Genomic DNA, 22,858 nt, shown 5'->3' with positions numbered 1-22,858 from the left:
CCCGGCTTCTCATTGAGGGGTAAGGCAAACGTGCCTTGGTCGTGGGTGCGTTGCGACGCCCGAAGCCGACAGGCGAGCGAGCAACCCGACACCTTGCCTTGCCCCTCAATAACCCTTGCGCGCGAACGAGATCCGGTGCAGTCCGCCGGGCGTCTCGTCGGCGAGGTACAGCTCGCCGTACTGGTCGGTGCCGAACGTGGTGGCGTCGAGCGGGAACTCGCCGATCCGGGCGCTTTCATAGGTGCCGTCGGTCTTCTTGCGGACGGCCCACGCCGTGCCCTGGCAGAAGTCGGTGGCGAGGTAAGTGCCGCCCGCGAGCGAGGCGTACTTCTTGCCGCGGTAGACGTGCCCGCCGATCACCGCGCAGCCTTCCGCGCCGGAGATGTAGTGGAAGACGGGTTCGGTGTAGGTCACGCCGTCCTTGCACCGCGTCTGATCGAAGACGACGGGGCCCTCCTTGCAGGACCAGCCGAAGTTCGCGCCGCCCTTGCCCGCGGCGAGATGGTCGACCTCTTCGAACCGGCCCTGTCCGACGTCGCCGATCCACAGCGAGCCGTCGGCCGGGTCGAAGGAGAAGCGCCACGGGTTGCGCAGCCCGTACGACCAGATCTCCGCCCGCGCGCCCGCGACACCGACGAAGGGGTTGCCCGCCGGGACGCAGTACTTCAGCGGACGGCACGCGCGGTTGACGTCGACGCGCAGGATCTTGCCCAGCAACGTGTCCAGCCGCTGCCCACTGGCCAGCGGATCGCCCCCGCCGCCGCCGTCGCCGATCCCCCAGTACAGATACCCGTCCGGACCGAACGCCAGCTGGCCGCCGTTGTGGTTGGGGAACTCGGAATGCGGCTGGGTGATCAGCTCGGTGAGCTCGCCGGTGTCCGGCCGGACCCGTGACAGCGTCACCGCGCTGTCGGACTTGCGGGTGTAGGCGACGTAGACCCGCTTGTCCTTGGCGATCGCCAGCCCGAGCAGCCCGCGTTCGACGTCCGCGCCGTTCACCTTGGCGCTGATGTCCAGAAACGGTTTGGCGGCCAGTCCGGTCCTGGGGTGGTAGGCCCGGACGACCCCTCTTTTCTCGACGACGAGGATCCGGCCGCTCCCGTCGTTGAGCGCCGTGATCGCGGTGGGGTTCACCAGCCCCGACGCGACCTGGGTCGCCGTGGCGGTCAGCTCACCGAGCGGAACACCCCGCGTTTCCCGGGGTTCCGCGCTGCTCGCGGCCGGGAGCAGCGCTCCGGCCATGGCGAGCCCGGCCACCAGGGACAACCCCCGGCGGAGGTGGCGTCGCGTCATGTGGACTCCAATCACCGTTGAATGGTCTGGTCCAATTCAACAGCGGCCGGAGCAGCGGCGGTACCTCCATCCGCGAGCTTTCCGTCGGTTTCTTTCCGACCCCTCCGAGCGATGGAGTTGCGGCCCGGCACTCCGGAAATGGACACCATGCACCCCGCGAGTTGTCGGCGACATGCCGGTGAAGGGCACCACAATCGAGTGAAATACCCGGTCAGCGGTGTGCGACCGAGCCTCCGTGCCCTTGTCTGGAGGATCGGGATGGAGCCTGGAAGACCAGGGTCCTCACTTCGGGCGACGATCGAGCTGTGCGGGCGGCGATGATCCGGTGACCGAGAACGACGACAACGCGGGCGAACCGGCCGAGCTCGTCCGTCTCTACAACGACGGCGCGACGATCCAGAGCCTGGCTCAGCGCTATGGACTGAGTTACCAAAAGGTACGAACCATTTTACTGGCCTCCGCTGTCACCCTGCGACCTCCGAAGATCCAGCTCCCACCCACGCCGCCAGGTCTCGTCAACGCCTACCTGGCAGGCAGGAGCATCCGGCAGCTGGCGGACATCCACGGCATGAGCTACAACCAGACCCGCCGGATCCTGCTCGCGGAAGGTGTCGACCTCCGCCCTCGAGGACGACAGTAGCCACCCTGACCGACAGTTCGAGGTCGGTTCTCCGGGCGAGCGCCACACCCGGAGAACCTAGATCCTACGCACAGCGAATGATTTCCATCATCACGCTGCGTACACAATCCAAATGTCGAGTCCGTTCACGGTCGACTGCTCCTTCTCATGTCCGCTATCGTGAGTCGACTCAGCAAGATCAGGTCGCATCTTTAAGCTTACGAAGCGCTCTTTCACGTATTGAGCAGGCTTTGACCGGATGATCTCGCTTGAGACGAGGGGCAGCTTACAACCACTCTCAGAGAGCCCCGTGACGGCCCATCACACTTCCGTGCGTCAGTCTTCAGTGCCACCCCACACGAAGGTTTGACATGGGGTTTCTCTCTGCGTTCGCGCAAGTTTCCGACCCCGGGGGTACTGGCGACACAAGCCACCCACGAGCGGCCGTCGGCCCCACCAAACGCGTCATCCTTGAATCTACTCTTCGGTAGTCGCGGAATCGGCCTAATTCACGAAAAAGATTCAACACCGACGGATGTACAAGCCACCCCGAAGAACGACCCCGAGTAGCGAACAACCGGTCGAGAATACACCTTTCAGTGACTACTCACCGGTACGCTATTGCGCCCCGCGAGTGTCAAACGCGGTTCGCGCGAAGGATCCGGAGATGCGGCGAGGGCATCGCCACGGTGTCCCCCTCGCCTTCACGTGCCGCCGGGATGAGCGACCCACGCGCGTCCAGTTCGGCCAGCCGCGTCTCGATCGCTTCGGCCTTCGCTGTCCGCGCCCGGCCGCGGAACAGCTCCGCGGCCTCCCGCCACAGCTTCCGCGCGTCGTCGGGGTTGCCGTGATCGCAGACAATCAGGGCCAAAACGGACAAAGCACGCGCTTGCCCGGTCGCGTGCTGCGACCGGTTCGCCAGATCGACCGCCCGATGCGCGTGCCGTAACGCCGCCCGATCGTCGCCTTCGGCGTGCCGCAACCGAGCGAGAAGGGTCTTGAGTTTCATCACCGCCGGGAGCGGGCCAGCCCCGGCCAAAGCCGTCGCCGCATCGCATTCCGCGGACGCTTCGGCAAGCCTGCCGAGCTGGACCAGCAGCGTCCCGAGTGCGATGTGCGTCAGCATGAGTTCGGTGGCGTCGCAAGCCTCGCGTCCGCGCCGCAGAGCCTCCCGATACAGACCGAGCGCCTCTTCGTCGTGGCCGCCCATCTCGACCAGCGCGTCGGCGAACCGGCGTTCCGCGACGGCGCACAACATCGGCTCGCCCAGTTCACGAACGGACGGGAGCACCTTCCGGTACCTCTCGACCGCTTCGGCCGCGCGACCGGCATGAAGATGCACGCGGGCGAGATTCAACCGGACCGTCGCGCCGCCGACCGCCATCCCGTGGGCGTCGGCCAGTTCGAGTGCGCGCAGCAGACACTCCTCGGCCGCGTCGTCGGCACCGATCAGCATGTGCACGACCGCCAGATCGTTCAGGCACGAAGCCAACGAGTCCACGTCGCCCTGTGCCGCCGCCGCGCGGACGGCGATGGTCAACCCCTCGACCGCGTCGGGGAAACGTCCTTGCAGCATGAAGAATTCCGTTGTCATCGTGGGGAGAGCGCACGAGATACCGTTCAGGACGCCCTCCGACGCCGCGATGATCGCCATCAGTGAGCTCCTTTCCCGCAGTACCCATTGCCGCGCTTCGGCGACGGTGCGGAATCCCGGCGTCGGCGCCGCCGGCACCATCGGAGGCAGGTTCAGCAGGTTCTTGTGCGGGAACTGCAGCCGGTACGCGTCGACGACCATCCGCAGCGAGTACTCGAACATCTTCCGCCGCGCGAGGTCCACATCGGACAGTCGAGCTGCCAGAGACGCGGCGTAGAGGTGCAGAAGATCGTGCACGCGATAGCGGTCGAGGTCGGCGGGGTGCTCGATCAGATGAGCGGCGACCAGCACATCGAGCGAACGCCGTACTTCCGGCACCGGACGACCGTCCGCCGCGGCGATCGCGTCGCCGGTCAATTCGGCGCTCGGGTGCAGGCCGATCAGTGCGAACACCCGCTGTTCGGCGGGTCGAAGCGCTTGATAGGACAGGGTGAAGGCGGACCGCAGGCTCGTCCCCGGCCAGTCGCCCTCGTCACCGAGGTCCAGCAGCATTTCGGCCGCGCGCAACTGGCTCGCCAAGGTCCGCATCCTGGTGCCCGCGCGCGAGACCGCGCGTTCGGCCACCAGGGTCAGTGCCAGCGGGTTGCCTCCGCACAACCGCACCAGCTCTTCGACGCCCTCCGCATCGTCTCGCGCGCGGGGGCCGATTCGCCGGGCCAGCAGGGACGAGGAATAGCCGTCCTCGAGAGGAGCGACCGTGATCACCGGCGGGGTCAGCTTCGCCGACAAGGACTTCAGACGCCACCGCGAAACGATCAGCACCGTGCACGACGACAGGACACCCAGCAACGGGGCGACCTGATCGGTACTGCGCACGTTGTCGAGGATCACGAGCATCGAACGCCGGGCGAGCAGTGTGGTCAGTTTGGCCGCGCGCGCGATGGGGTTGACCACCTGATCGACCGGAAAGTCGAGCAACGACAACAAAGTGTCGACGATCTCTCCCGCGTCGGCCCGCGCGGCCTGGCTGTCACCGCGAAGATCCAGCATGACCGCACCGTGCCGGTGACGTCGTTCGGCGCGATGGGCCCATTTGGCCACCAAGGTCGTCTTCCCGACTCCGGGCCCACCGTTCACCACCACGACGCCGCGCCGCGGCGCACCCGCCGAATCGGTCGTGCAGGCGTCGAGCAGGGCGATCAACTCGGCCCTTCCCGCGATGTCGTCGATGTCCGGCGGCAAATGCCGGATCACCTGGTCCGGCGGCTCGGAAGAATCGGGAATGACCCGGCTTCGCCGCGGAATCGCCCGATCCGGCCGGATGAGCACTTCCTCGTTGACGGTTCGCAGTTCTTGTGCCGCCCTTGTCTCCCCCGCTTCCCGGTAACGGGCGTGAGCCGCCCGGAAGAAGTCGGCGGCTTCGGCGGGTTGATCGGCCTCGGCCAGCGCGCGAATTCTCAATTTCGCGAAGCTCAACTCCATCGGATGCGCCTGTTCGAGTTCCGTCAGTTTCCGTACCGCGGCATCGGCCTGTCCGGTCGCCATTTGTTCCGCGACGACGAACGCATTCGCCGGAATCCACTCGCTGCGGACCCATCGGGTACGCCATCCGTCGGCGCGTTCGGTCCGCAGATCGGCCAAGGCGTCGTCCCGCGACAATCGCACGGCGGACAGCGCTTCGATCAACGCGCGGTCGTGCTGCCCGAGTTCGCGGAATCGACGGGCCCTGTCCATCGTGGCCTGGAACCGGACGTGATCGATCAGTCCCGGGTCGACCTCGAGAAGACAGCCTCCTTTACCGACACTCACCTGCGCGGGCAAGGATTTTTCGTGGAACGCCTGCCGTAACTTCGCCGCGTTCTGATGCAGTGTCGAGCGGGCGTCCAAGGGCGCCCCTTCGTGCTCTTCCCACACCCAGTCCACGACGACGTCCAACGGCATCCGCCGGTTCGGCGCGGTCAGCAACGCGGTCAGCACCTGTCTCGGCCGCGGGCCTGCCCAGTTCACGTCCACATTCCCGTGCAGAAGCATGGCCGTTTGCCCGAGAATTCCGAATGCGATTTCCACGAGTGCGCCCCTTCCCCATGGCGAACCCCGGTTCGCCACCCCTGTCCCGCCGGATCATTTTTCCACCCGGCGGCACATAAGGCCAGGTCATCACCATTATTGTCAAACTTCGGCGATCACCGTTGATCGATTGTCAAGGAACTGACCACGGCGTGAAGCCGATTTCTTCACGTGCACTCCCACGCTGACTACGGATACCGGAGATCGAGCGAGGGGAAGAGTCATGACCGAGTTGACGTGGGTCCGTAGTCCGGTGGGAAGTCCGGACCGGCATTTGGCGACACGCACGGGCGTCAAATCCGTGCTGGTGATGATCCCGCACATCGTCGCCGGAAACCGGCTGCTCGATCTGCTGCCCCTGCTGGAGGCCGACTCGCGCCTCCAGGTCATCTTCACCTCGCCGGAATGGGAGTCCTGGCGTGCCACGCACGATTTCGTGGCGGCACAGGGCGGAATCGTCCTGCCCTGGGCCCAGGCCCGGCGCGGCGAATACGACCTCGTTCTCGCCGCCAGTCAGCGTGGCATCGACGAAGTCACCGGGCCGGTGCTCCTGATCCCGCACGGCGGCGGGTTCGGCCAGTACCGCCCGTGGCGCCCCCCTGGCGCCGGCGACGGCTGGCGTCCCCAGATCGGGCTCGAAGCGGGTCAGCTGATGCGGGAAGGGCGGGTGCGCGCCGACTCGATCGTGCTCGTCCACGACCGCGAGAGGGACGTCCTCGCCGAAACCTGCCCCCGCGCCGTCCCCGCCGCCGTCGTCGCGGGTGACATCGCCCTGGACCGGCTCACGGCCAGCCTCCCCTTTCGCGACCACTACCGGCGGGGTCTCGGCGTCTCCGACGACCGGCGCCTGGTGGTGGTCACCTCGACGTGGTCCGACCGCTCGGCCTTCGGGCGTCACCACGACCTGTTCGACCGGGTCATCCGCGAGCTCCCGCCCGGGCGGTTCCGGGTACTCGGCGTCCTGCACCCCCAGATCTGGTCGCACCACGGTGTTTGGCAGGTTCGCGCGTGGCTGGCCGACGGTCTGCGGTCCGGGCTCACCCTCCTGCGCCCGGAAGGAAGCTGGCGGGCCGCCTTGATCGCCGCTGATCACGTCATCGGCGACTACGGCTCCGTGACCGGTTACGCGTCGGGCATCGGCAAACCGGTGCTCCTGGCCGTGGACGGCACCCAGCCGTTGCTGCCCGGCACCCCCAGCGCGGTCATCGCCGAGCACGCGCCGAAATGGGATCCCGGCCGTCCTCTCGTGCCTCAGCTGAGCGATGCGGAGTCCGCGGTGCCGGCCGACCGGGTCCGCGCGTTGCTTTCTTCCCGGCAAGGCAGGGCGGGGGCGATCTTGCGCACCGAGATGTACCGGCTACTCGGTTTGACCGAACCCGCGCGGGCTGTTCCGGTGTCCCCGGTGCCGATGGCGGAGGTGCTGCCGTGCTGATCTCGGGAGCACGTCTGCGTGTCCTTTGTCCGCCTCACACCGGGAGCCATCGCTTCGACATCGAAGGGAGCTCGTTCCTTCTGTCCACGGCAGGCGACGGCATCCGCGCGTCCCTCGCCGACGTGCTGGTCCATTCCGGACCGTGCCGGCTCGCGGACGCCCGAGCCTTGATCGCGAGCGACCTGGACCGGTTGCCCGGTCTCACGGTCGTCGCCGTCGCGTGTTCCGGCGGGCGCTGCCTGGTCGGCGACCGCTCGGGAGACGTGGCCCTCGTCCGGTGCGGATCCGCCGGACCGGCGGGCGCGGGCGCCTACCTTTGGCTACTCACCCGCCGAAGGCTCCGGCTGCTCGGCACGATCGCGATCGGCGTCCAAGGCGAGCAGCCGGGATCGGACCAGTTCCAGCTGCGCTCCTCCGACCGTCCGCAGCAGTTCCAGTGCCTCGGCCAGCTGACCGCGGGCCGCGTCGAGGTCACCTTCACGCTCGGCGACCTCGGCGAAGACGATCAGCACATCGGCCTGGTACCCGGCCGAACCTGACTCGGCGAACACCGCGGCGGCGTGCTCCAGTCTTCGCTTCGCCGCGGTGACCTCGCCTGCCAGCGTGTCGATCCGGGCCAGCACGACGGCGACCCGGGCCCCGGCCTTCGCGTCGCCCATCTCCTCGAACATCTCTCGCGCGAGATTCAAGTGCCGGGCGGCGTCGGTGGTCCGGCCTGCCTGCAGCAAGGCCTCGCCGATCCGGCGATGCCGCAGGGCGACGCCGCGATCGATCCCGAGTTCCCCTTCGATCACCAGGCTTTCGCCGAAGAACTCGACCGCCCGGTCGAAGTCGCCGCGTCCTTGGGCCGCCATGCCGAGCTGGTCCAGTGCCACGGACTCGTTGTGCCGGCTTCCGGCCCCTCTGGCCAGCTCAGCCGCTTGCAGGCATTCGCTTTCCGCGGCTTCGAACCGGCCCAGATCGAGGTAGGCGCGAGCCAGTTGACAGCGCAGCCGCGCTTCGGCCACCGCTTCGCCGCACCGGCGTGCCGCGGCGATACCTGTCTCGTGCGTCCGGAGCCACCACTGATAGTGCTTGCGATGGAGAAACAGTTCCCAGAGCGCTTCGCACAGTTGCCAGGTCAGGTCGTCGTGCCGCAGTGCGAACGTCTCTTCCAGCACCTTGACGATGTCCTGCAGCCGGTCGTCCAGCCAGCGAAGGGCCTCGGCGCCCGTGGTGAACAACGGCGGTGAGTCCTCATACCTGGCGCGGACAGTGCTCACCCGCCAGCGCATCGGGATCACCACCAGGTTCGCCCGGGTCATCCGGTGCAGATACCAGTCCGCGATCCTGGGGACGACTTCGAACCGTTCGTCGTCGGGCAGCGCCCGCGCGTGCAGCCGCACCAGATCGTGGAAGCGGTAGCCGTCCTCGCCGATCTCCTCGAGGAGGCTGGCGTCCGCCAGCACCTGGAGCCCGTTCGCGGCCTCGTCGTCGGAAACCCGGACCGCGGCGGCGGCCGCTCCCACTTCGACCGTCAGTCCCGGGTGCTCGCTCAGGAGCCGGTAGAGCCGGGCGGCGTGGGGTGGCAGCGCCGAATACGACGAATCGAAAGTGGCCGTCAACGACGCCTCGCCCACCGGTGACAGCCTCGTCAACCGCACTCGTTCGTCCCGGAGCTCTGCCACCATCCTGGCCACCGGCCACTTCGGCCGCGACGCCAATCTCGCGCCGGCCACCCGGAGCGCGATCGGCAGCCGCCCGCACAAAGCGGCCAAGGTCGTGACGTCGGGCAGCTCGTCGGCCACCCTCGACTCCCCCACCGATCGCATCAGCAGCTCGACCGCGTGTTCCTGGGGCAGGGGCGCCATGTCGACGAACCTCGCGCCCTCCGCGTGCAGGCCGTCCAGCCTCAATCTGCTGGTGACCACCACGACGCAGCCCGACGACGCCGGGATCAACGGCCTGACCTGGGCGGCCGAGATCGCGTTGTCCACCACCAGCAACAGGCGCATCCCCGCCGTGGTGGTCCGGAACAGCGCCGCCTGCTCGGCCAGCTCGACCGGCACCCGCTCGGGAGGGACGCCAAGGGCCCGCAGGAACGCTCCGAGGGCGTCCTCGGGCGGGACGGCTGTCTCCGGGGAGAACCCGCGCAGATCCGCGTACAGCTGCCCCTCCGGGAAACGTCCGGCGTTCCGGACGGCCCAGGTGACGGCGAGCGCGGTCTTGCCGACTCCCCCGGGGCCGACCACCACGGTCACCGCGGGCAGCTGATCGACCGAGTCGTCGTCTTCGCCGTCGGCGGCCGAGTCGAGCGCCGCGAGTTCGGCGGTCCTGCTGGTGAAATGCGCGGGGGTCGGGGGCAACTGCCGGGGGATCGGGGCACCGGGGGACGGTCTCTCGGCGGCCGCCGTGCCGAGATCATCTCCCATGGGGGTACTCCGACCGGTGGCAATTCGAGCCCGAATCGTGTCGCCGCAATTCTTCACGACCGATGAAACAATGACATTTCCAGCGCAATCGTGAATTGATCGCCGAAGATCGCATGCTCGTGATTCCCCCGCACGGGCCTATTTTGTTGTGCACACAGTACCCGGACGCGGAACCACCTCGTGCCGCACACTCACGCCTCATCCGAGAACTTCCGACAAATCCTCGAACCTCTCTGTTTACCTCGCCGACGGGAGCTTTCCCCTGCACGGCAGGCAGATCTACCCGAAAGAACCAAGAATTCCGGCATACGGAAGCGACGCCGACACCTGAACGCGGGAGGATGGGCGGCGTCACCACGCACTGTGACATCCGACACCGTCCCCCAACTCCGCACGCCGCGCTCACGAATGCGCGCAATCCACGGCTGCGCCGAGCCGGATGTCAATCGATAAAAAATGCTACCGCGATCGATTCCGAATCCGTCGCCGGACATGCCGGGACGGATTATCGATTTCGAGTGATCTTCGGGCGGAATGCCCGGACGACCCCCTGGCCGCCGACCTGGCACTACGAGGCGCCCGCCCCTCGAGGTCATCTACTCGCCCAAGATCATTCTCTCGGCGTTCACTCTTCTTTCGGGGCAATTCGGACATCGCCCGTACCCCGGGGTAGCCGAGTGTATGACCTCTGTATGCTCCGCTCTCGCTCGATGGGATTACTGATCCCCCATGTGGGCGAGCCGTTGCGGTCGGGGCCTGTGGTCGCACGCGGCACTGGCATTCGTGGTCCGTATCGGATGGGAGACACATGCACGGCAGGTCAGTTCTGGTTCGCGGCGGGATCGCGGTCGCCGCCGCGGCCGTCGCGATGACGATGGCCGCTCCGACCGCCCTCGCCGAGGACGGCGCGGCGCGGGGCCGGGTCATCGACAAGGCCGGCGAGCGGGGCTACAGCGTCAACTTCGGGGACCCCAAGCACTACGTCCCGGAGCTGTTCGAGCTGAAGCTCTCCGACGGCAGCAAGCTCAAGATGTACTGCGTCCAGATCGAGGTCAACATGCGGACCGATCAGGACATGATCGAGCGCCCGTGGAACAAGTACCCGGACGCCTCGTCGCCGTTCAACAAGAACAACTCGAAGATCAACTGGGTGCTGCACCACGGCTACCCGGCGGTCGGCGTGAAGGCCATCGAGGGCACGCTCGGCAAGAGCGGGGTCAAGTTCAAGGGCGGACTGTCGACCGGTGAGGCCGTCACCGCGACCCAGGCGGCCGTCTGGCACTTCAGCGACGGCAAGGACTTCGACCGCGAGAAGCCGCTGATGGACGGCAACGCCGATGCGTCGGCCGACGTGCTCGCCCTCTACGACTACCTCACCGGCAAGGACAACGTCGGCATCAGCGCGCAGCCGAAGCCGACCCTCGACATCGGCCCGGCCAAGGCCTCCGGTGCGACCGGCAGCAAGATCGGCCCGTTCAGCGTGGCCACCACCGGTGACATCACCGAGCTGACCAGCAAGCTGCCCGAGGGTGTCAAGGTCGTTGACGCCGACGGCAAGGAGATCAAGGCCGCCGCCATCAAGGACGGCACCAAGGTCTTCGTCGACGTCCCCAAGGACGCCAAGGACGGCGACGGCTCGTTCTCGCTGAAGGTGAGCGGCCACCTCGACACCGGCCGTCTCTTCGTGGGCGAGAACTACGCCAAGGTCCCCGCCCAGTCGCTGATCGTGGCGGACTCCGAGAAGACCTCGGTCACCGCGAACGCGACCGCGAGCTGGAAGCAGGGCGGCGCGCCCGCCACCGAGACCCCGGCCCCCACCACGCCCGGTGGAGCCGAGTCGGGTGGCGGCGACGAGCTGGCGAACACCGGTGCCTCGGCGACCCTGCCGCTGGTCATCGGCGGCTCGCTCCTCGGCGCGGGTGTGCTGATGGTGCTGCTGGTGCGTCGTCGCCGTAGCCAGGCGTAAGCAGACGAACCGAAAGCGGGGCCGGTCCACTGTGGACCGGCCCCGCTTTGTCTTGGGCGAATGCCGCTCCGCCAGAACCCGAGACGCCACTCACGAGCCCGGGCTGAAGTGCGTGCCCGGCGTATGCCCGAAGGCGCGGCGGAAGACGTCGATGAACGCGCTGGTGGACGACCAGCCGCAGGCATGCGCCACCGCGGTCACCGGGGTGTTCTCGGCCAGGAGGACCAGCGCGCGGTAGAGCCGCAGCTGGGTGCGCCATTGCGGGAAGGTCATGCCGAGGTCGGCCTTGAAGAGCCGGGCCAGGGTGCGATCGCTCGCCCCGACCCGGGCACCGAGGGCGGCCAACGTCCGGCTGTCTGCCGGATCGGCGCTCAGGATCTCGCACAGCTCCCGCAGCCGCGGATCATCCGGCGTCGGCAGGTACAGGGGTTGCTGCGGTGAGGCGCGAAGCTGATCGAGCAGGACCGCGCGCAGCCGGCGGCGTTCCGGGCCGTCGTCGTGCGGCGGGTCGGTGTAGGCGCGGATCAGCTCGCGCAGGAGCGGGCCGACGGCCAGCACGCTCGGTTCGTTCAGCCGCAACGGGTTCTCGGTGGCGGGCAGGCCGACCAGACGGAGTTCGAGGTCGCCGTGCGCCTGATGGGCGTGCACGGTCCCGGCGGGCACCCAGATGGCCCTGGTGGCCGGGGCGACCCAGGAGCCGCTGTCGGTGGTGATGGCCAGTACGCCACGGGCGGCGTAGACGACCTGGTGGTCGTCGTGGCGGTGTGCGTCGATGGTCGCGCCGGAGGCCAGGGAGCGGACCTGGGTCGGCGCCGCGGGCAGGTGGCGGATTTCCGTCATTGGTTGTCATTTTATCGGAAGCGCGACACGGCCGTCCACGGCGAGCATGACGGGGTGCCCAGGAACAAAGCGATCGTCCTGTTGTCGGCCGGACACGCGTGCGTGGACGTGTACCAGGGTTCGGTGGCCGCGCTCGTGCCGTTCTTCGCCGCCGAACGCGCCTACGGATACGCGGCGGTTTCGGGCATCGTGCTCGCCGCGTCCCTGCTCTCGTCGGTGGCGCAGCCGTTGTTCGGCGCGCTGACCGACCGATGGGCGATGCCCTGGCTTCTCCCGTCGAGCACGATCCTCGGCGGTGTCGGCATCGGCCTCGGCGGACTCGTCGATTCCTACGCGCTGACGCTCGCCTTCGTCGCCTTGTCGGGGATCGGGGTGGCCGCCTACCACCCCGAGGCCGCGCGGGTCGCGAGGATCGCCGGTGGCGGCAGGCATACGGCCATGGGCTGGTTCTCCCTCGGCGGCAACATCGGATTCGCCGCCGCTCCCGTGCTCGTCACCGCGGTCATGGCCCTCGGCGGGCTCCGGATGTCACCACTGCTCGTACTGCCCGCACTGGCGGGCTCCGTGCTCTGCCTGCCCGTGCTGCGCGCGCTCGCCACGAAAGCCCGCGACAGCGGCGCGGCAGTGGACGTCGCGGGCGTCGACGACTGGAGGTCGTTCACGAAGCTGTCGCTGGCCGTCGTGTTCCGCTCGATCGTCTTCGTCGGGCTGAGCACGTTCGTCTCGCTCTACGCCCAGCAGCGGGCCGGAGGCGGCACGACCACGGGCAGCGCCGCACTGTTCCTGCTCTACCTCGGCGGGGCGGGAGGCACTCTGCTGGGCAGCAGGCTGGCCGGACGCCGAGACCGAGTCACTGTGGTGCGCCGGTCCTACCTGGGCACCATCGCCGCCGTCGCCGGGGTGGTGTTCACACCGGGCCCGGCCTTCTTCCCGTTCGTCCTGCTGGCCGCCGTGGGCCTGTACATCCCGTTCTCCCTGCAGATCACGCTCGCCCAGGACTACCTCCCCCGTCGGGTCGGCACCGCCAGCGGCGTCACCCTCGGCCTGACCGTCAGCATCGGCGGCCTCGCGAGCCCCGTCCTCGGCACGATCGCCGACCACACCTCGTTGCGGACGGCGTTAGTCCCGTTGATCGCACTGCCGTTTTTGTGCTGGATCACAACCCGGACCCTGTCGGAGCCGTGCTCCGTCCAAATCGGAACGCCTCGCCGGGCGGCGATGTCAAAGTCGTGACAATAGATGGTGTACGCCTCTGTACATCATCAGTTACCGGCTGGTAGGTTCCGAACATCCACAACGTGATCCACTTCATGATTCAAAGGGGAGTCATGACCCGAAAGCCCGCCCGCCTGCTGGCCGTCGCGATCGCTCTCGTCGTCACTTTCGCCGCCGCGCCCGCCGCCTCCGCCGCCCCCGCGACCGATCCTTTCTACAGCTACAACGGCAGCGAACCGCTGTCTTCGTACAGCCCCGGGACAGTCTTGAAGACCCGGACGCTGAATTACCACGTGATCGGCATTCCCACGCCGCTCAAGGTGACCCAATTGCTCTACCGGACCACCGACGCGTTGGGGAAACCGTCCGCCAACGTCACTTCCGTGGTGCGCAGCCTCACCGGCGACAGCACCAAAGCCGTTTCGTACCAATCGTTCTACGACTCGCTCAATCCCGAGCACGGGCCGTCGAGGGCGATCGCCGGTGGCGTCTCGTTCGGTGGCCTGATCGCCAACGCCGAGGCGCTGTTCGTCGCACCCGCGCTGTTGCTGGGCTACAACGTCGTCATTCCCGACACCGAGGGCCAGAAGGCGAACTTCGCGGCAGGCCCGGAATACGGGACGAACACCCTGGATTCGGTCCGCGCCGCGACGCGGGCGCCGGAAACGGGACTGAACGACAAGACCAAATTCGGTCTCATCGGCTATTCGGGTGGTGCCATCGCGACCGGCTGGGCCGCCGCGCTCGCGCCGACTTACGCGCCCGAGGTCAACAAGAATCTCGTCGGATTCACCGAAGGCGGAGTGCTCGTCAAACCGTCGCACAATCTCAAGTACGTCAACGGGAGCATCGCCTGGACAGGCGTCATTCCGATGGCCCTCATCGGAGTCTCGCGTTCGTTTGAGATCGATCTCAAGCCGTACGCGAATTCTTACGGCCTGAAGGTGCTCAAGGACATGGAAAAGGCGTCGATCGCCGACGCGCTCGGCCGCTATCCCGGGCTGACGTGGGAGAAGTTCGTCAAGCCCGAGTACACCAACCCGAACAAGGTGCTGCCGTACGTCGAGGCCGTGAACAAGATCAACCTCGGTTCCGCGCCGACGCCCACCGTGCCCGGTTACATCGCGCAGGGCAACAACGGCGTCGTGGAAGGCACTTTCGGTAACCCGCCGGGGATCGGGACCGGCGACGGCGTGATGGTCGCCGGCGACGTGCGCTCGCTCGCCCGGCAGTACTGCGACACCGGCAACAAGTCGATCAAGTACGACCAGTACAACACGCTGAGCCACGTCGGGGCGGCCGTCGCCTGGGCGCCGCAGGCCATCGGCTGGCTCAACGACCGGTTCGCGGGCAAGCCCGCGCCGTCGACCTGCGGGAAGATCGCGCCCGGCAACTCGCTCGCCCCGGAGGTGCCGGTCAGCTGACCGCGATGGTCCGTGAAGGCCTCCTTCCCTACTCCATCCATGCCCCCGCCGCCGCCCTCCACGGACGCGCTGCGCGCGCAAACTGGATTCCAGGTAGGGAAGGAGGCCTTCACGGTTGTCTGGACCTGTACGGTGCTGCACGTGACCGAGCACCGCAAGCTGCCGAAGGGGCCGCACAACCTCAGCCGTGACGAGGTCGCCGGAACCCAGCGGGCGCGGCTGATCGACGCGGTACTCGAGAACACCGGAAAGCGCGGCTACGTCGCCACCACCATCGGCCACATCACCGCCACCGCGGGCGTCTCGAAGACCTCGTTCTACGAACAGTTCACCGACAAGCAGGACGCGTTCCTCGCCGCTTACCGCGAGATCACCACCGAGTTCATCGCCCAGGGTGTCGCCGCGGGTGCCGAGGCCGCGACTCCGCTGGAAGCCGTCGCCGCCTGCTGTGACTTCCTCGTCGACTACGTGCGCCGCCGACCCACCGCCGTCCGCGCCGCGCTGCTGGAGATCTACGCGCTCGGCGACGCGGGGCTCGAAGCGCGGGAGAGGACCCTGCGCGCCGGGGAAGCCGTATTCGATCAGACAGCGAAATGGCTGCGTGCCAACGATCCCGCGCTGCCGTCACCGCCGCCGTTCACCGCGCGGACGGTCGTCGCCGCCACCATCGAACTGATCACGCAGGCCATCTGGAACGGCACCGAGGACGCCTACGGCCAAGCACGCGAAGCCGTCCGCTACACCTGGCTGCTCGGCTTGTTCGGGCACCGGAGCGTGGATGCCTAGCTGCCGAGGCGCCGCTCGAAGCCGACGATCAGCTTCGGGTAGCGGCGCGGGAGCAGCCGGACGAGCCTGTCGACCAGTTTCGCGTCGTTTCCGACGAGCACGCGCGGTTTCCCGGCCTCGACCCCGTCGACGATGATGCGGGCGGCCTGATCGGCGGGCATCTTCAGCAGCTTTTCGTTGTACAGCCGGACGCGTTCGAGCTGTTCGGCGGTGGGCTCGATGCCGCGGGCCTCGGCCTCCTTCAGCGCCGCCGAGGCGATACCGGTTTTGACCCCGCCGGGATGGACGACCGTCACCCGCACCGGATGCTTGCCCGCGATCATCTCGGTACGCAAGGCTTCGGTGAAGCCGCGGACACCGAACTTGCTGGCGCAGTAGGCGCTGAGCGTCGGCTGGGCCATGAACCCGTTGAGGCTGGAGACGTTGACGACCTGGCCGTCGCCGGAGTCGATCAGATGCGGCAGGAAGGCCTTGGTGCCGTTGATGACACCGAAGAGGTTGACCGCGAGCGTGCGGTCGTAGAGCTCCCACTCGGCGTCGAGGACGGTCTGCCCGCCACCGGCGATCCCCGCGTTGTTGTAGATCTGGTGCACCACACCGAACTGCGCGGCGACCGTGGTCGCGTACTCCAGCACGGCCGCCCGGTCGCTGACGTCCAGCGTGGCACCCTGCACTTCCGCGCCGAGGGCCTTGACCTCGGCGACCGTCTCGGCCAGCCCGGTTTCGTCCACATCGGACACCGCGAGCCGGGCGCCGCGCCGCGCGAGTTCCAGCGCGAGCTGACGGCCGATGCCGGAACCGGCGCCGGTGACGACGGCGACCTTGCCGCGAACGCTGCTCATCGGGATTCTCCTGCCGGATCGAGTGCCAGTTCGGCGGTCAGCTCGACGAGCTGGCCGACGAGGTCCGGAGCGATGTGGTGGCCCATCCCTGGGATTTCCACATAGCGGGCACCGTGCACGGCCTTCGCGGTCGCGCGCCCGCCGCTGTGGTGGACCATGCGGTCGGTGTCCCCGTGGACCACGACGGTCGGGCAGGTGACGCGGCCGAGTTCGGCGGTGCGGTCACCGCTGGCCTGGATCGCGCCGATCTGGCGGGCGATGCCGCTGCGGGCCCGCCTGCCTCCGGCGCGTTCCCACAGGCCGGTGGCCCAGGCCGTCTCGACGTCCTTGTCCAGCGGGAACGTGGACGAGCCGAGGTGGCCCATCATCGCCAGATGTCCGACCACCGATTCCTCGACCGTCCGCGCGGGACGCCTCGCCATGCGCAGCAACGTCGACCGGGCGGGCTGCCCGACCCGGCGATGTCCGGTGGTGGAGAAGATCGACGTCAGCGACAGGACCCGGCCGGGGTTCCTGGCCGCGACCGTCTGGGCGATCATGCCGCCCATCGACATGCCGACCAGGTGTGTCTTCTCGATGCCCAGGTGGTCCAGCAGGCCGACGGTGTCCGCCGCCATGTCCCCCAGGTCGTACGCGTCCGGCAGCGGCCGGGCCAGCAACTGCCTGAGTTTGCCGGGATTCGGCGCCTTGATCCGGTCCGAGCAGCCCGCGTCCCGGTTGTCGAACCGGATGACGCGGAAGCCGCGGCGGGTGAAACCGTCGATCATTTCCCGCGGCCACGACGTGAGATCCAGGCCGAGCCCGGCGATCAGCACCAGCGGTACCCCGTCGGCGGGCCCGTCTTCGCGGTAGCAGATCCGCGGGCCGCCGGGCAGGTCGGCGAAGCTGTCGGTCACGAGCTCACCGCTTCCCGGACCTTCGCACGGGAGAAGTGCAGCTCGGGGTCGGTGATGTCGTCCGCGCGCAGCAGCTTGATGTCCGAGTGATAGCTCATCGAGGTCAGCCACGGCATGCGGTCGCCCTGGCGCGGGAGCTGGTCGAGCGCGCGCTGCACGTACCCGGCGGCGAAGTCCAGGAACGGCTTCGTGGGCATGTCCGGATCGGCGAGGACGGGACGGCAGACGTCGTAGCCGTGGGTGTCCATATGCGCCAGCAGACGGCAGAAGTGCTCGCACAGCAGGCCGATCTTGAGCGTCCACGACGAGTTCGTGTAGCCGATCGCGAAAGCGGCGTTCGGCACGTCCGAAAGCATCATTCCCTTGTACGCCACGGTTTCCGGCAGGATCACCGGTTTGCCGTCGACGCTGAGCTTCGCCCCGCCGAACACCTGGAGGTTCAGGCCGGTGGCGGTGATGACGACATCCGCCTCCAGCTCGCGTCCGGATTCGAGCAGCACACCCTTTTCGGTGAAGGTCGCGATCTTGTCGGTGACGACATCGGCCTTGCCCTTGCGGATGGCGGCGAACAGGTCGCCACCGGGCACCGCGCACAGCCGCTGGTCCCACGGGTCGTACGGCGGGTTGAAGTGCTCGTCGACCGGATAGCCCTTGGGGAGCTGCTTCTTGTTGACGTAGCGGATGAGCGAGCGGGCGAGCTTGGGGAACTTCTGGCAGAACTGCCAGACCGCGAGCCCCTTGCGGATGTTCTTGCGGCGGGTGAGCGAGTAGGCGCGCTCGTCGCCGAGGATCTTGCGCAGGCCGTTGGCGATCTTGTCCTCGCGCGGCACCGGCATGACGTAGGTCGGGGTGCGCTGGAGCATCGTCACGTGCGCCGCGGTCCCCGCCATCGCCGGGATCAGGGTGACCGCGGTGGCGCCGCTGCCGATCACGAGGACGCGCTTGCCCGCGTAGTCGAGGTCCTCCGGCCAGTGCTGCGGGTGCACGATCGTGCCGGTGAAGCGGTCGCGGCCCTCGAAGTCCGGGGTGAAGCCCTCGTCGTAGCGGTAGTAGCCGCCGGCGTTGAACACCCAGCCCGCGCTGAGCTGCGTGCGCTCACCGGTGTCGGTCCGCTCGATCTCCAGCAGCCACCGGGCCTCGTCACTCGACCAGGCGGCCGAGAGCAGCTTGTGGTGGTAGCGGATGCTGGGCTCGAGGCCGTTCTCGGTGACCGTCTCGCGCAGGTACGACAGGATCCGGGGCGCGTCGGCGATGGACTGCTTGTCCCGCCACGGCTTGAACTCGTAGCCGAAGGTGTGGAGGTCGGAGTCCGACCGGATGCCGGGGTAGCGGAACAGGTCCCAGGTGCCGCCGGACGCGCCGCGGGCCTCCAGGACGGCGAACTTCTTGCCCGGATGCTCGGTCTTCAGGTAGCGCGCGGCCCCGATCCCGGAAATCCCGGCACCGATGATGACCACGTCGAGGTGCTCGACGGGTGTGCTCGTCGTCATGCGGTACTCCAGCCTCGTCTCGGTTCCCCTTACGATGCGGGTCCGCCGGGGAATTGCGCTAGCACTATCTGCACCATCATCATGGACCCATGGTGCAAAGTGCCGCAGCGCGGTGGCCGACCCTGTCCCCCGGGGCGCACGATCTCTTCCGGCGTGGCGCGGAGATCGTCCTGCATCCGCGCGCCGAATGGATCGAGGAGCTGCACGAAGCTTCGCTCGGCGGCGGCAGCATGCGCGCGGTCGCCGAGGACCCCGTCCTCACCGAGGGGACGAAGCGCGCGAATCTGGCGAATCTGCTGCACTGGGCGGCCGCCAACGTGCAGCACCCCGGCAAGCGGGTCTCCGCCAACCTGAACCAGGAAGTGCTCGAAGGCGCCCGCGACATGGTCCGGCGCGGCTTCGACTCCGGCGGTCTCGACGCCTACCGGCGGGCGCAGGGGGTGGCCTGGCGGCGGTGGATCGAGATCTGTTTCGACCTCACGTCGGACCCTGTCCTGCTCCGCGAGCTGCTGGACGTCTCGTCGCTTTCGATCACCACGTTCATCGAGGACACCGTCGCCGCGGTGTCCGAACGGATGGCCGCCGAACGCACGGAACTGACCCGCGGCGCCCACGCCGAACGGCGCGCCACGGTCACACTGCTGCTGGAAGGCGCTCCCATCAGCCGTTCGCGGGCCGAGGCGCAACTGGGCTACCCGCTCGCCGGTCCGCATACGGCCGCGATCGTCTGGAGCGGCTCGGTCACGCCGTCGTCCCAGCAGCTCGAAACCGCCGCCGAGACGCTCATGCGGGCCAGCGGCGCTTCGCACCGCCTGACCGTGGTCGCCAGCGCCGCCGCCCTGTGGGTGTGGCTGCCCGGCCGGACCCCGCCGCGAGCGGACCGGCTCGCCGAAGACCTCGCGCCCCACCCCGACGTCCGGGTGGCCTTGGGACGGCCCGGCAGCGGCATCGACGGCTTCCGCCGCAGCCATCTGGACGCCGCCGCCACCCAGCGGATGCTCGCCCGGCTCACCTCACCGCAGCAGATCGCGCGCTACCAGGACATCCAGCTGCTCGCGTTGCTCACCGGCGATCTGGCGCAGGCGAGCGAGTTCGTCGCCGACACCCTCGGCGAACTCCGGCACGCCGACGCCGAAACCCGCGAGACCGTCCGGGCCTACGTGCACGAACTGGGCAACACGACACGGACCGCGGAGCGGCTCTACACCCACCGGAACACCGTCGTCCGGCGGCTGGCGCGGGCCGACGAACTGCTCCCGCGGCCGTTGGCGGAGAACGCGGTGGACGTGGCTGTCGCACTGGAAACGTTGCGGTGGCTGGGAAGCGGCGCGTGACCGACCTCACCCGTAGACGACCGCGAAACAGAGCACGACCGCCAGGAGGTAGACGGGGTACCCGATGCGGGCGGCTCGGCTCAGGGCCAGTTCGGCGTTGTCACGTTTCGTCACCGCGAGACGTTTGCGCAGCATGGTGATCAGGACGCAGATCCCGGCGAGCAGGATGAACGAGTAGTACCCCCATTCCAGGGCCACGATGTAGCTGACCGAGGGAAGTTGGGAGGTCACGTTGTTGAGCAGGACCGCGGTGCTCAGGATCGCGGTGACGCCCATCGACACGGCCGCCCTGTCGTCGGCCGGTTTGAAGAACAGGCACAGGAACGTGACGCTGATCAGCAGGACCAGCGGCAGCAGGTTCTTGATCAGGAACGGCAGCGTGTCGCGTTTGAGCTCGATCTCGCCCGCGTATTGGCTGTAGTGGATGCCGGCCGCGGCTCCCGTGGACTGGCCGTCGCCCAGCGCGTCGCTGCTGCCGACGGTCTGCCGGTAGAACCGGACCGACGAGGCGACCCAGTTCGGGACCTGGTTGATGTCGGCGGTCGCGTCGGCGCCACTGCGCAGGTAGACCCGGGGATCCTGGTCGAGGATCTCCTTGTCGGTCACGTACGACACCTGGTCGGCGGTCTGCGTCCGGTTCTGCAGCAGGACGGTGAGCCGCTGGCGGTCGAAGGGGAAGTCTCGGAACTCCAGGCCGCTCTTGAACCGGTCGGCGACCCGGTACAGGCGATAGGTGCGCCCGTTCTCGGTGACATCACGCAAAGGCTCCCCGAGCGCCAGATCGGGGCGGACCGCGTTGATGAACTGCACGTCGGCCGCGCCATGGCTGCCGGCGTACTTCAACCAGACGAAGAAGTCGACGAAGTAGGTGCCCGCCGCGGTGTCCAGCTCGCGGATCTCGTTGAAGTTGATCCCGGTGGCCACCACCTGACGGCGGCTCAGATACCGGTTCTTGACCGCGATGACGTTCCCCTCTGCCACGTCGGCCTTCAAGGCTTCCTCGGTCAGCGGCTCGTGGATCGTGAACTGCGTCGGCGCCGAGACGAACCGGGCCCCGTCGCTGGTCACGACGGACACCGCCATCTGCGCCGACCCGTTCGCCGTGAAATACAGGGGTCCCAGCAGCGCGGGAAAGGAGTTCTTCTTGTCCTTCAACGACGCCATCGTGTCGCGCACGCGCACGCGGTCCCGCTCGCGGTGTTCCTCGTCGAAGTCGAGACCGCCGGTCTGCATCGCGTGCAAGCCGACGTTGACGGCCTGCCTGGCCGTCGCGGCCTGCCATTGCGGGCGTTCCCCGTAGCGGCGCTCGTAGGCGTCGGCCCAGACCTGGGCGGTGCCGGACAGCGAGTCGTGGGCCATCGGCGTCCCCATGAACAGGTTCCCGGTGAGCGAACCCGGACGGCCGTGCTTCCGTTCCGCTTCGACCAGTGAGGCGTGAAAGGTACGCGAACTCAGCGCCGAGACCCCGACGATGGGCGCCGTGACACCGGCGGAACGCAGCGCTTCCACCAGCTCGAGGCCGCTCTTTTCCTTGACGGCGAGCAGGATCGGCTCACCCGGATCGTGGGTCCCGAGCTCGGCGACCGCGGCCCGCACCGACGCCGCGCGCGATTCCGCCCCCAGCGCGATCGGCAGATCGGCGGTCACCCGGCCGAACTCGCCGAACGACTCCAGGAACGTCTCCCTGCCGGATCGGCCGTCCTCGTCCTCCTCGTGGACGACGGCCGCGGTGGCCGAGCCCAGGACACGCGAGATGTAGACGGAGAGGAAGTCGCTCTGGGTCCGGTTCCCGAACATGCTGCGGAAGTACCAGTCGCTGCCGTCGGTGATCCGCGACGCGCCCGCGGACGGGGTGATGGCCGGGATCCTGGCCCGCTGGTAGATCGGCGCCGCCGCGAGCGCGGTCTCGCTGCCGGCGTGCCCGATGACGAACATCGCCTTGTTCTCGTGGACGATCCGCCGCGCGATGTCGACCGCCTTGTCCACGGTGTCCTCGTCGTCGTGGACGAGCAGTTCCACCGGATGCCCGTCGACCCCACCCGCGGCGTTCACGGTGTCGAGATGCATGCGCACCGCGCGCTCCATATGCGAAGCGGCCACGGCGTTGGATCCGGTCATCCCCGCCACCAGCGCGATCTGGACCGGCTCGCCGCGATCGTCACCCGCCACCGACCACACCCCGAGCACCGAGAACAGGACGACCGCGGCCGCGCCCATCGCGACCCAGCGCGCGGTCCGGCGACGGCCGGGAGCGGGCATGGCGGGTGGCGACGGGTCGATCAGGTCGGCGATCTCGGCGGGTGGCGCGGGCGGCACGGCGGCCAGCGCCTTGCGGGCCCGGGCGGTCGCCGAGTCGACCTTGATCGCGTACGCCCTGTCGAGGCAGAACTTCCGTTCGCCGTCGTCGGTGACCAGGTCGGCGAGCCAGCGCCACGCGGGTTCGTAGTCGTAGTCCTTCGCGAGCGCGGCGCCCAGCAGTTCACGGGCCAGCGCGGGATCCGATCCGGCGAGCCTGGCCGCCTGATGGGTCAGCGTGGCCGCGGTGTCGGGCCTCTCCGGCACGGGCGGACCTCCGGGACTGTCGGTTCACTGGCGAACCGAGAGTAGGCAGCGCCCGGCTACCCGATCGAGAGACCTCCATCCCCTGAT

Annotated in this window: 15 protein-coding genes; 7 read left to right on the top strand and 8 right to left on the bottom strand. The window is 68.3% G+C overall.

Annotation, left to right across the window (positions count from 1 at the left end):
* Positions 1 to 105 precede the first annotated feature (105 nt).
* Positions 106 to 1,293, bottom strand: coding sequence for a PQQ-dependent sugar dehydrogenase (locus HDA45_RS32080; RefSeq protein WP_184901657.1), 1,188 nt, complete (start codon positions 1,291 to 1,293; stop codon positions 106 to 108).
* Positions 1,294 to 1,618: 325 nt separating this feature from the next.
* On the opposite strand from HDA45_RS32080, the gene HDA45_RS32075 reads away from it, so the two are divergent.
* Positions 1,619 to 1,933, top strand: coding sequence for a helix-turn-helix domain-containing protein (locus HDA45_RS32075; protein WP_184901655.1), 315 nt, complete (start codon positions 1,619 to 1,621; stop codon positions 1,931 to 1,933).
* Between the two features lie 616 nt (positions 1,934 to 2,549).
* Here the strand turns inward: HDA45_RS32075 and HDA45_RS32070 are convergent.
* The gene (locus HDA45_RS32070) at positions 2,550 to 5,573 is read right to left on the bottom strand and encodes a BTAD domain-containing putative transcriptional regulator (RefSeq protein WP_184901652.1); all 3,024 of its coding nucleotides are present in this window, start codon (positions 5,571 to 5,573) and stop codon (positions 2,550 to 2,552) included.
* Between the two features lie 223 nt (positions 5,574 to 5,796).
* On the opposite strand from HDA45_RS32070, the gene HDA45_RS32065 reads away from it, so the two are divergent.
* Positions 5,797 to 7,005, top strand: a complete 1,209-nt coding sequence (locus HDA45_RS32065; RefSeq protein WP_184901650.1) for a hypothetical protein — start codon at positions 5,797 to 5,799, stop codon at positions 7,003 to 7,005.
* A 320-nt stretch (positions 7,006 to 7,325) separates the two neighbouring features.
* Here the strand turns inward: HDA45_RS32065 and HDA45_RS32060 are convergent, their stop codons facing one another.
* A complete protein-coding gene (locus tag HDA45_RS32060; RefSeq protein WP_184901648.1) occupies positions 7,326 to 9,416 on the bottom strand; it encodes a tetratricopeptide repeat protein in 2,091 nt (696 codons plus the stop codon).
* A gap of 808 nt (positions 9,417 to 10,224) precedes the next feature.
* Between HDA45_RS32060 and HDA45_RS32055 the strand changes: the two genes are divergently transcribed.
* Positions 10,225 to 11,382 (top strand): Cys-Gln thioester bond-forming surface protein, encoded by a 1,158-nt coding sequence (locus HDA45_RS32055; protein WP_184901646.1) that lies wholly within the window; start codon positions 10,225 to 10,227, stop codon positions 11,380 to 11,382.
* Positions 11,383 to 11,472: 90 nt separating this feature from the next.
* On the opposite strand, the gene HDA45_RS32050 is transcribed toward HDA45_RS32055, so the two are convergent.
* A complete protein-coding gene (locus HDA45_RS32050; RefSeq protein WP_184901644.1) occupies positions 11,473 to 12,222 on the bottom strand; it encodes an AraC family transcriptional regulator in 750 nt (249 codons plus the stop codon).
* Positions 12,223 to 12,276: 54 nt separating this feature from the next.
* Between HDA45_RS32050 and HDA45_RS32045 the strand changes: the two genes are divergently transcribed.
* From HDA45_RS32045 to HDA45_RS32035, 3 genes are all read left to right on the top strand, one after another.
* Positions 12,277 to 13,455, top strand: a complete 1,179-nt coding sequence (locus HDA45_RS32045) for an MFS transporter (RefSeq protein WP_184901642.1) — start codon at positions 12,277 to 12,279, stop codon at positions 13,453 to 13,455.
* 95 nt (positions 13,456 to 13,550) lie between these two features.
* Positions 13,551 to 14,861 carry a lipase family protein gene (locus HDA45_RS32040; RefSeq protein ID WP_184901640.1) on the top strand — a complete coding sequence of 437 codons (1,311 nt, stop codon included), beginning with the start codon at positions 13,551 to 13,553 and terminating at the stop codon, positions 14,859 to 14,861.
* A gap of 141 nt (positions 14,862 to 15,002) precedes the next feature.
* Positions 15,003 to 15,647: a TetR/AcrR family transcriptional regulator gene (locus HDA45_RS32035; protein WP_343072203.1), complete on the top strand. Its 645-nt coding sequence runs from the start codon at positions 15,003 to 15,005 to the stop codon at positions 15,645 to 15,647.
* Here HDA45_RS32035 and HDA45_RS32030 read toward each other — a convergent pair.
* From HDA45_RS32030 to HDA45_RS32020, 3 genes are read right to left on the bottom strand one after another with little or no spacing between them, the layout of a single operon-like run.
* Complete coding sequence (locus HDA45_RS32030) at positions 15,644 to 16,489, bottom strand: SDR family NAD(P)-dependent oxidoreductase (RefSeq protein WP_184901636.1); 846 nt, start codon at positions 16,487 to 16,489, stop codon at positions 15,644 to 15,646. The genes HDA45_RS32035 and HDA45_RS32030 overlap by 4 nt on opposite strands.
* Entirely contained in the window at positions 16,486 to 17,385 is a 900-nt protein-coding gene (locus HDA45_RS32025; RefSeq protein ID WP_184901634.1) for an alpha/beta fold hydrolase, read from the bottom strand. The genes HDA45_RS32030 and HDA45_RS32025 overlap by 4 nt, the downstream gene beginning before the upstream one ends.
* The gene (locus HDA45_RS32020) at positions 17,382 to 18,875 is read right to left on the bottom strand and encodes a flavin-containing monooxygenase (protein ID WP_184901632.1); all 1,494 of its coding nucleotides are present in this window, start codon (positions 18,873 to 18,875) and stop codon (positions 17,382 to 17,384) included. The genes HDA45_RS32025 and HDA45_RS32020 overlap by 4 nt, the downstream gene beginning before the upstream one ends.
* An 89-nt stretch (positions 18,876 to 18,964) precedes the next feature.
* On the opposite strand from HDA45_RS32020, the gene HDA45_RS32015 reads away from it, so the two are divergent.
* Positions 18,965 to 20,209, top strand: a complete 1,245-nt coding sequence (locus HDA45_RS32015; RefSeq protein ID WP_184901630.1) for a PucR family transcriptional regulator — start codon at positions 18,965 to 18,967, stop codon at positions 20,207 to 20,209.
* A gap of 6 nt (positions 20,210 to 20,215) precedes the next feature.
* Here HDA45_RS32015 and HDA45_RS32010 read toward each other — a convergent pair whose 3' ends face one another.
* Positions 20,216 to 22,771, bottom strand: coding sequence for an ABC transporter substrate-binding protein (locus HDA45_RS32010; protein WP_184901628.1), 2,556 nt, complete (start codon positions 22,769 to 22,771; stop codon positions 20,216 to 20,218).
* Between the last annotated feature and the right edge of the window lie 87 nt (positions 22,772 to 22,858).

Origin of the sequence: Amycolatopsis umgeniensis, from assembly GCF_014205155.1 — a bacterium.
GTDB classification, from domain to species: Bacteria; Actinomycetota; Actinomycetes; order Mycobacteriales; family Pseudonocardiaceae; genus Amycolatopsis; species Amycolatopsis umgeniensis.
The sequence above is the reverse complement of the archived record's forward strand: the minus strand, read 5'-3'. Positions and strand labels throughout refer to the sequence as shown.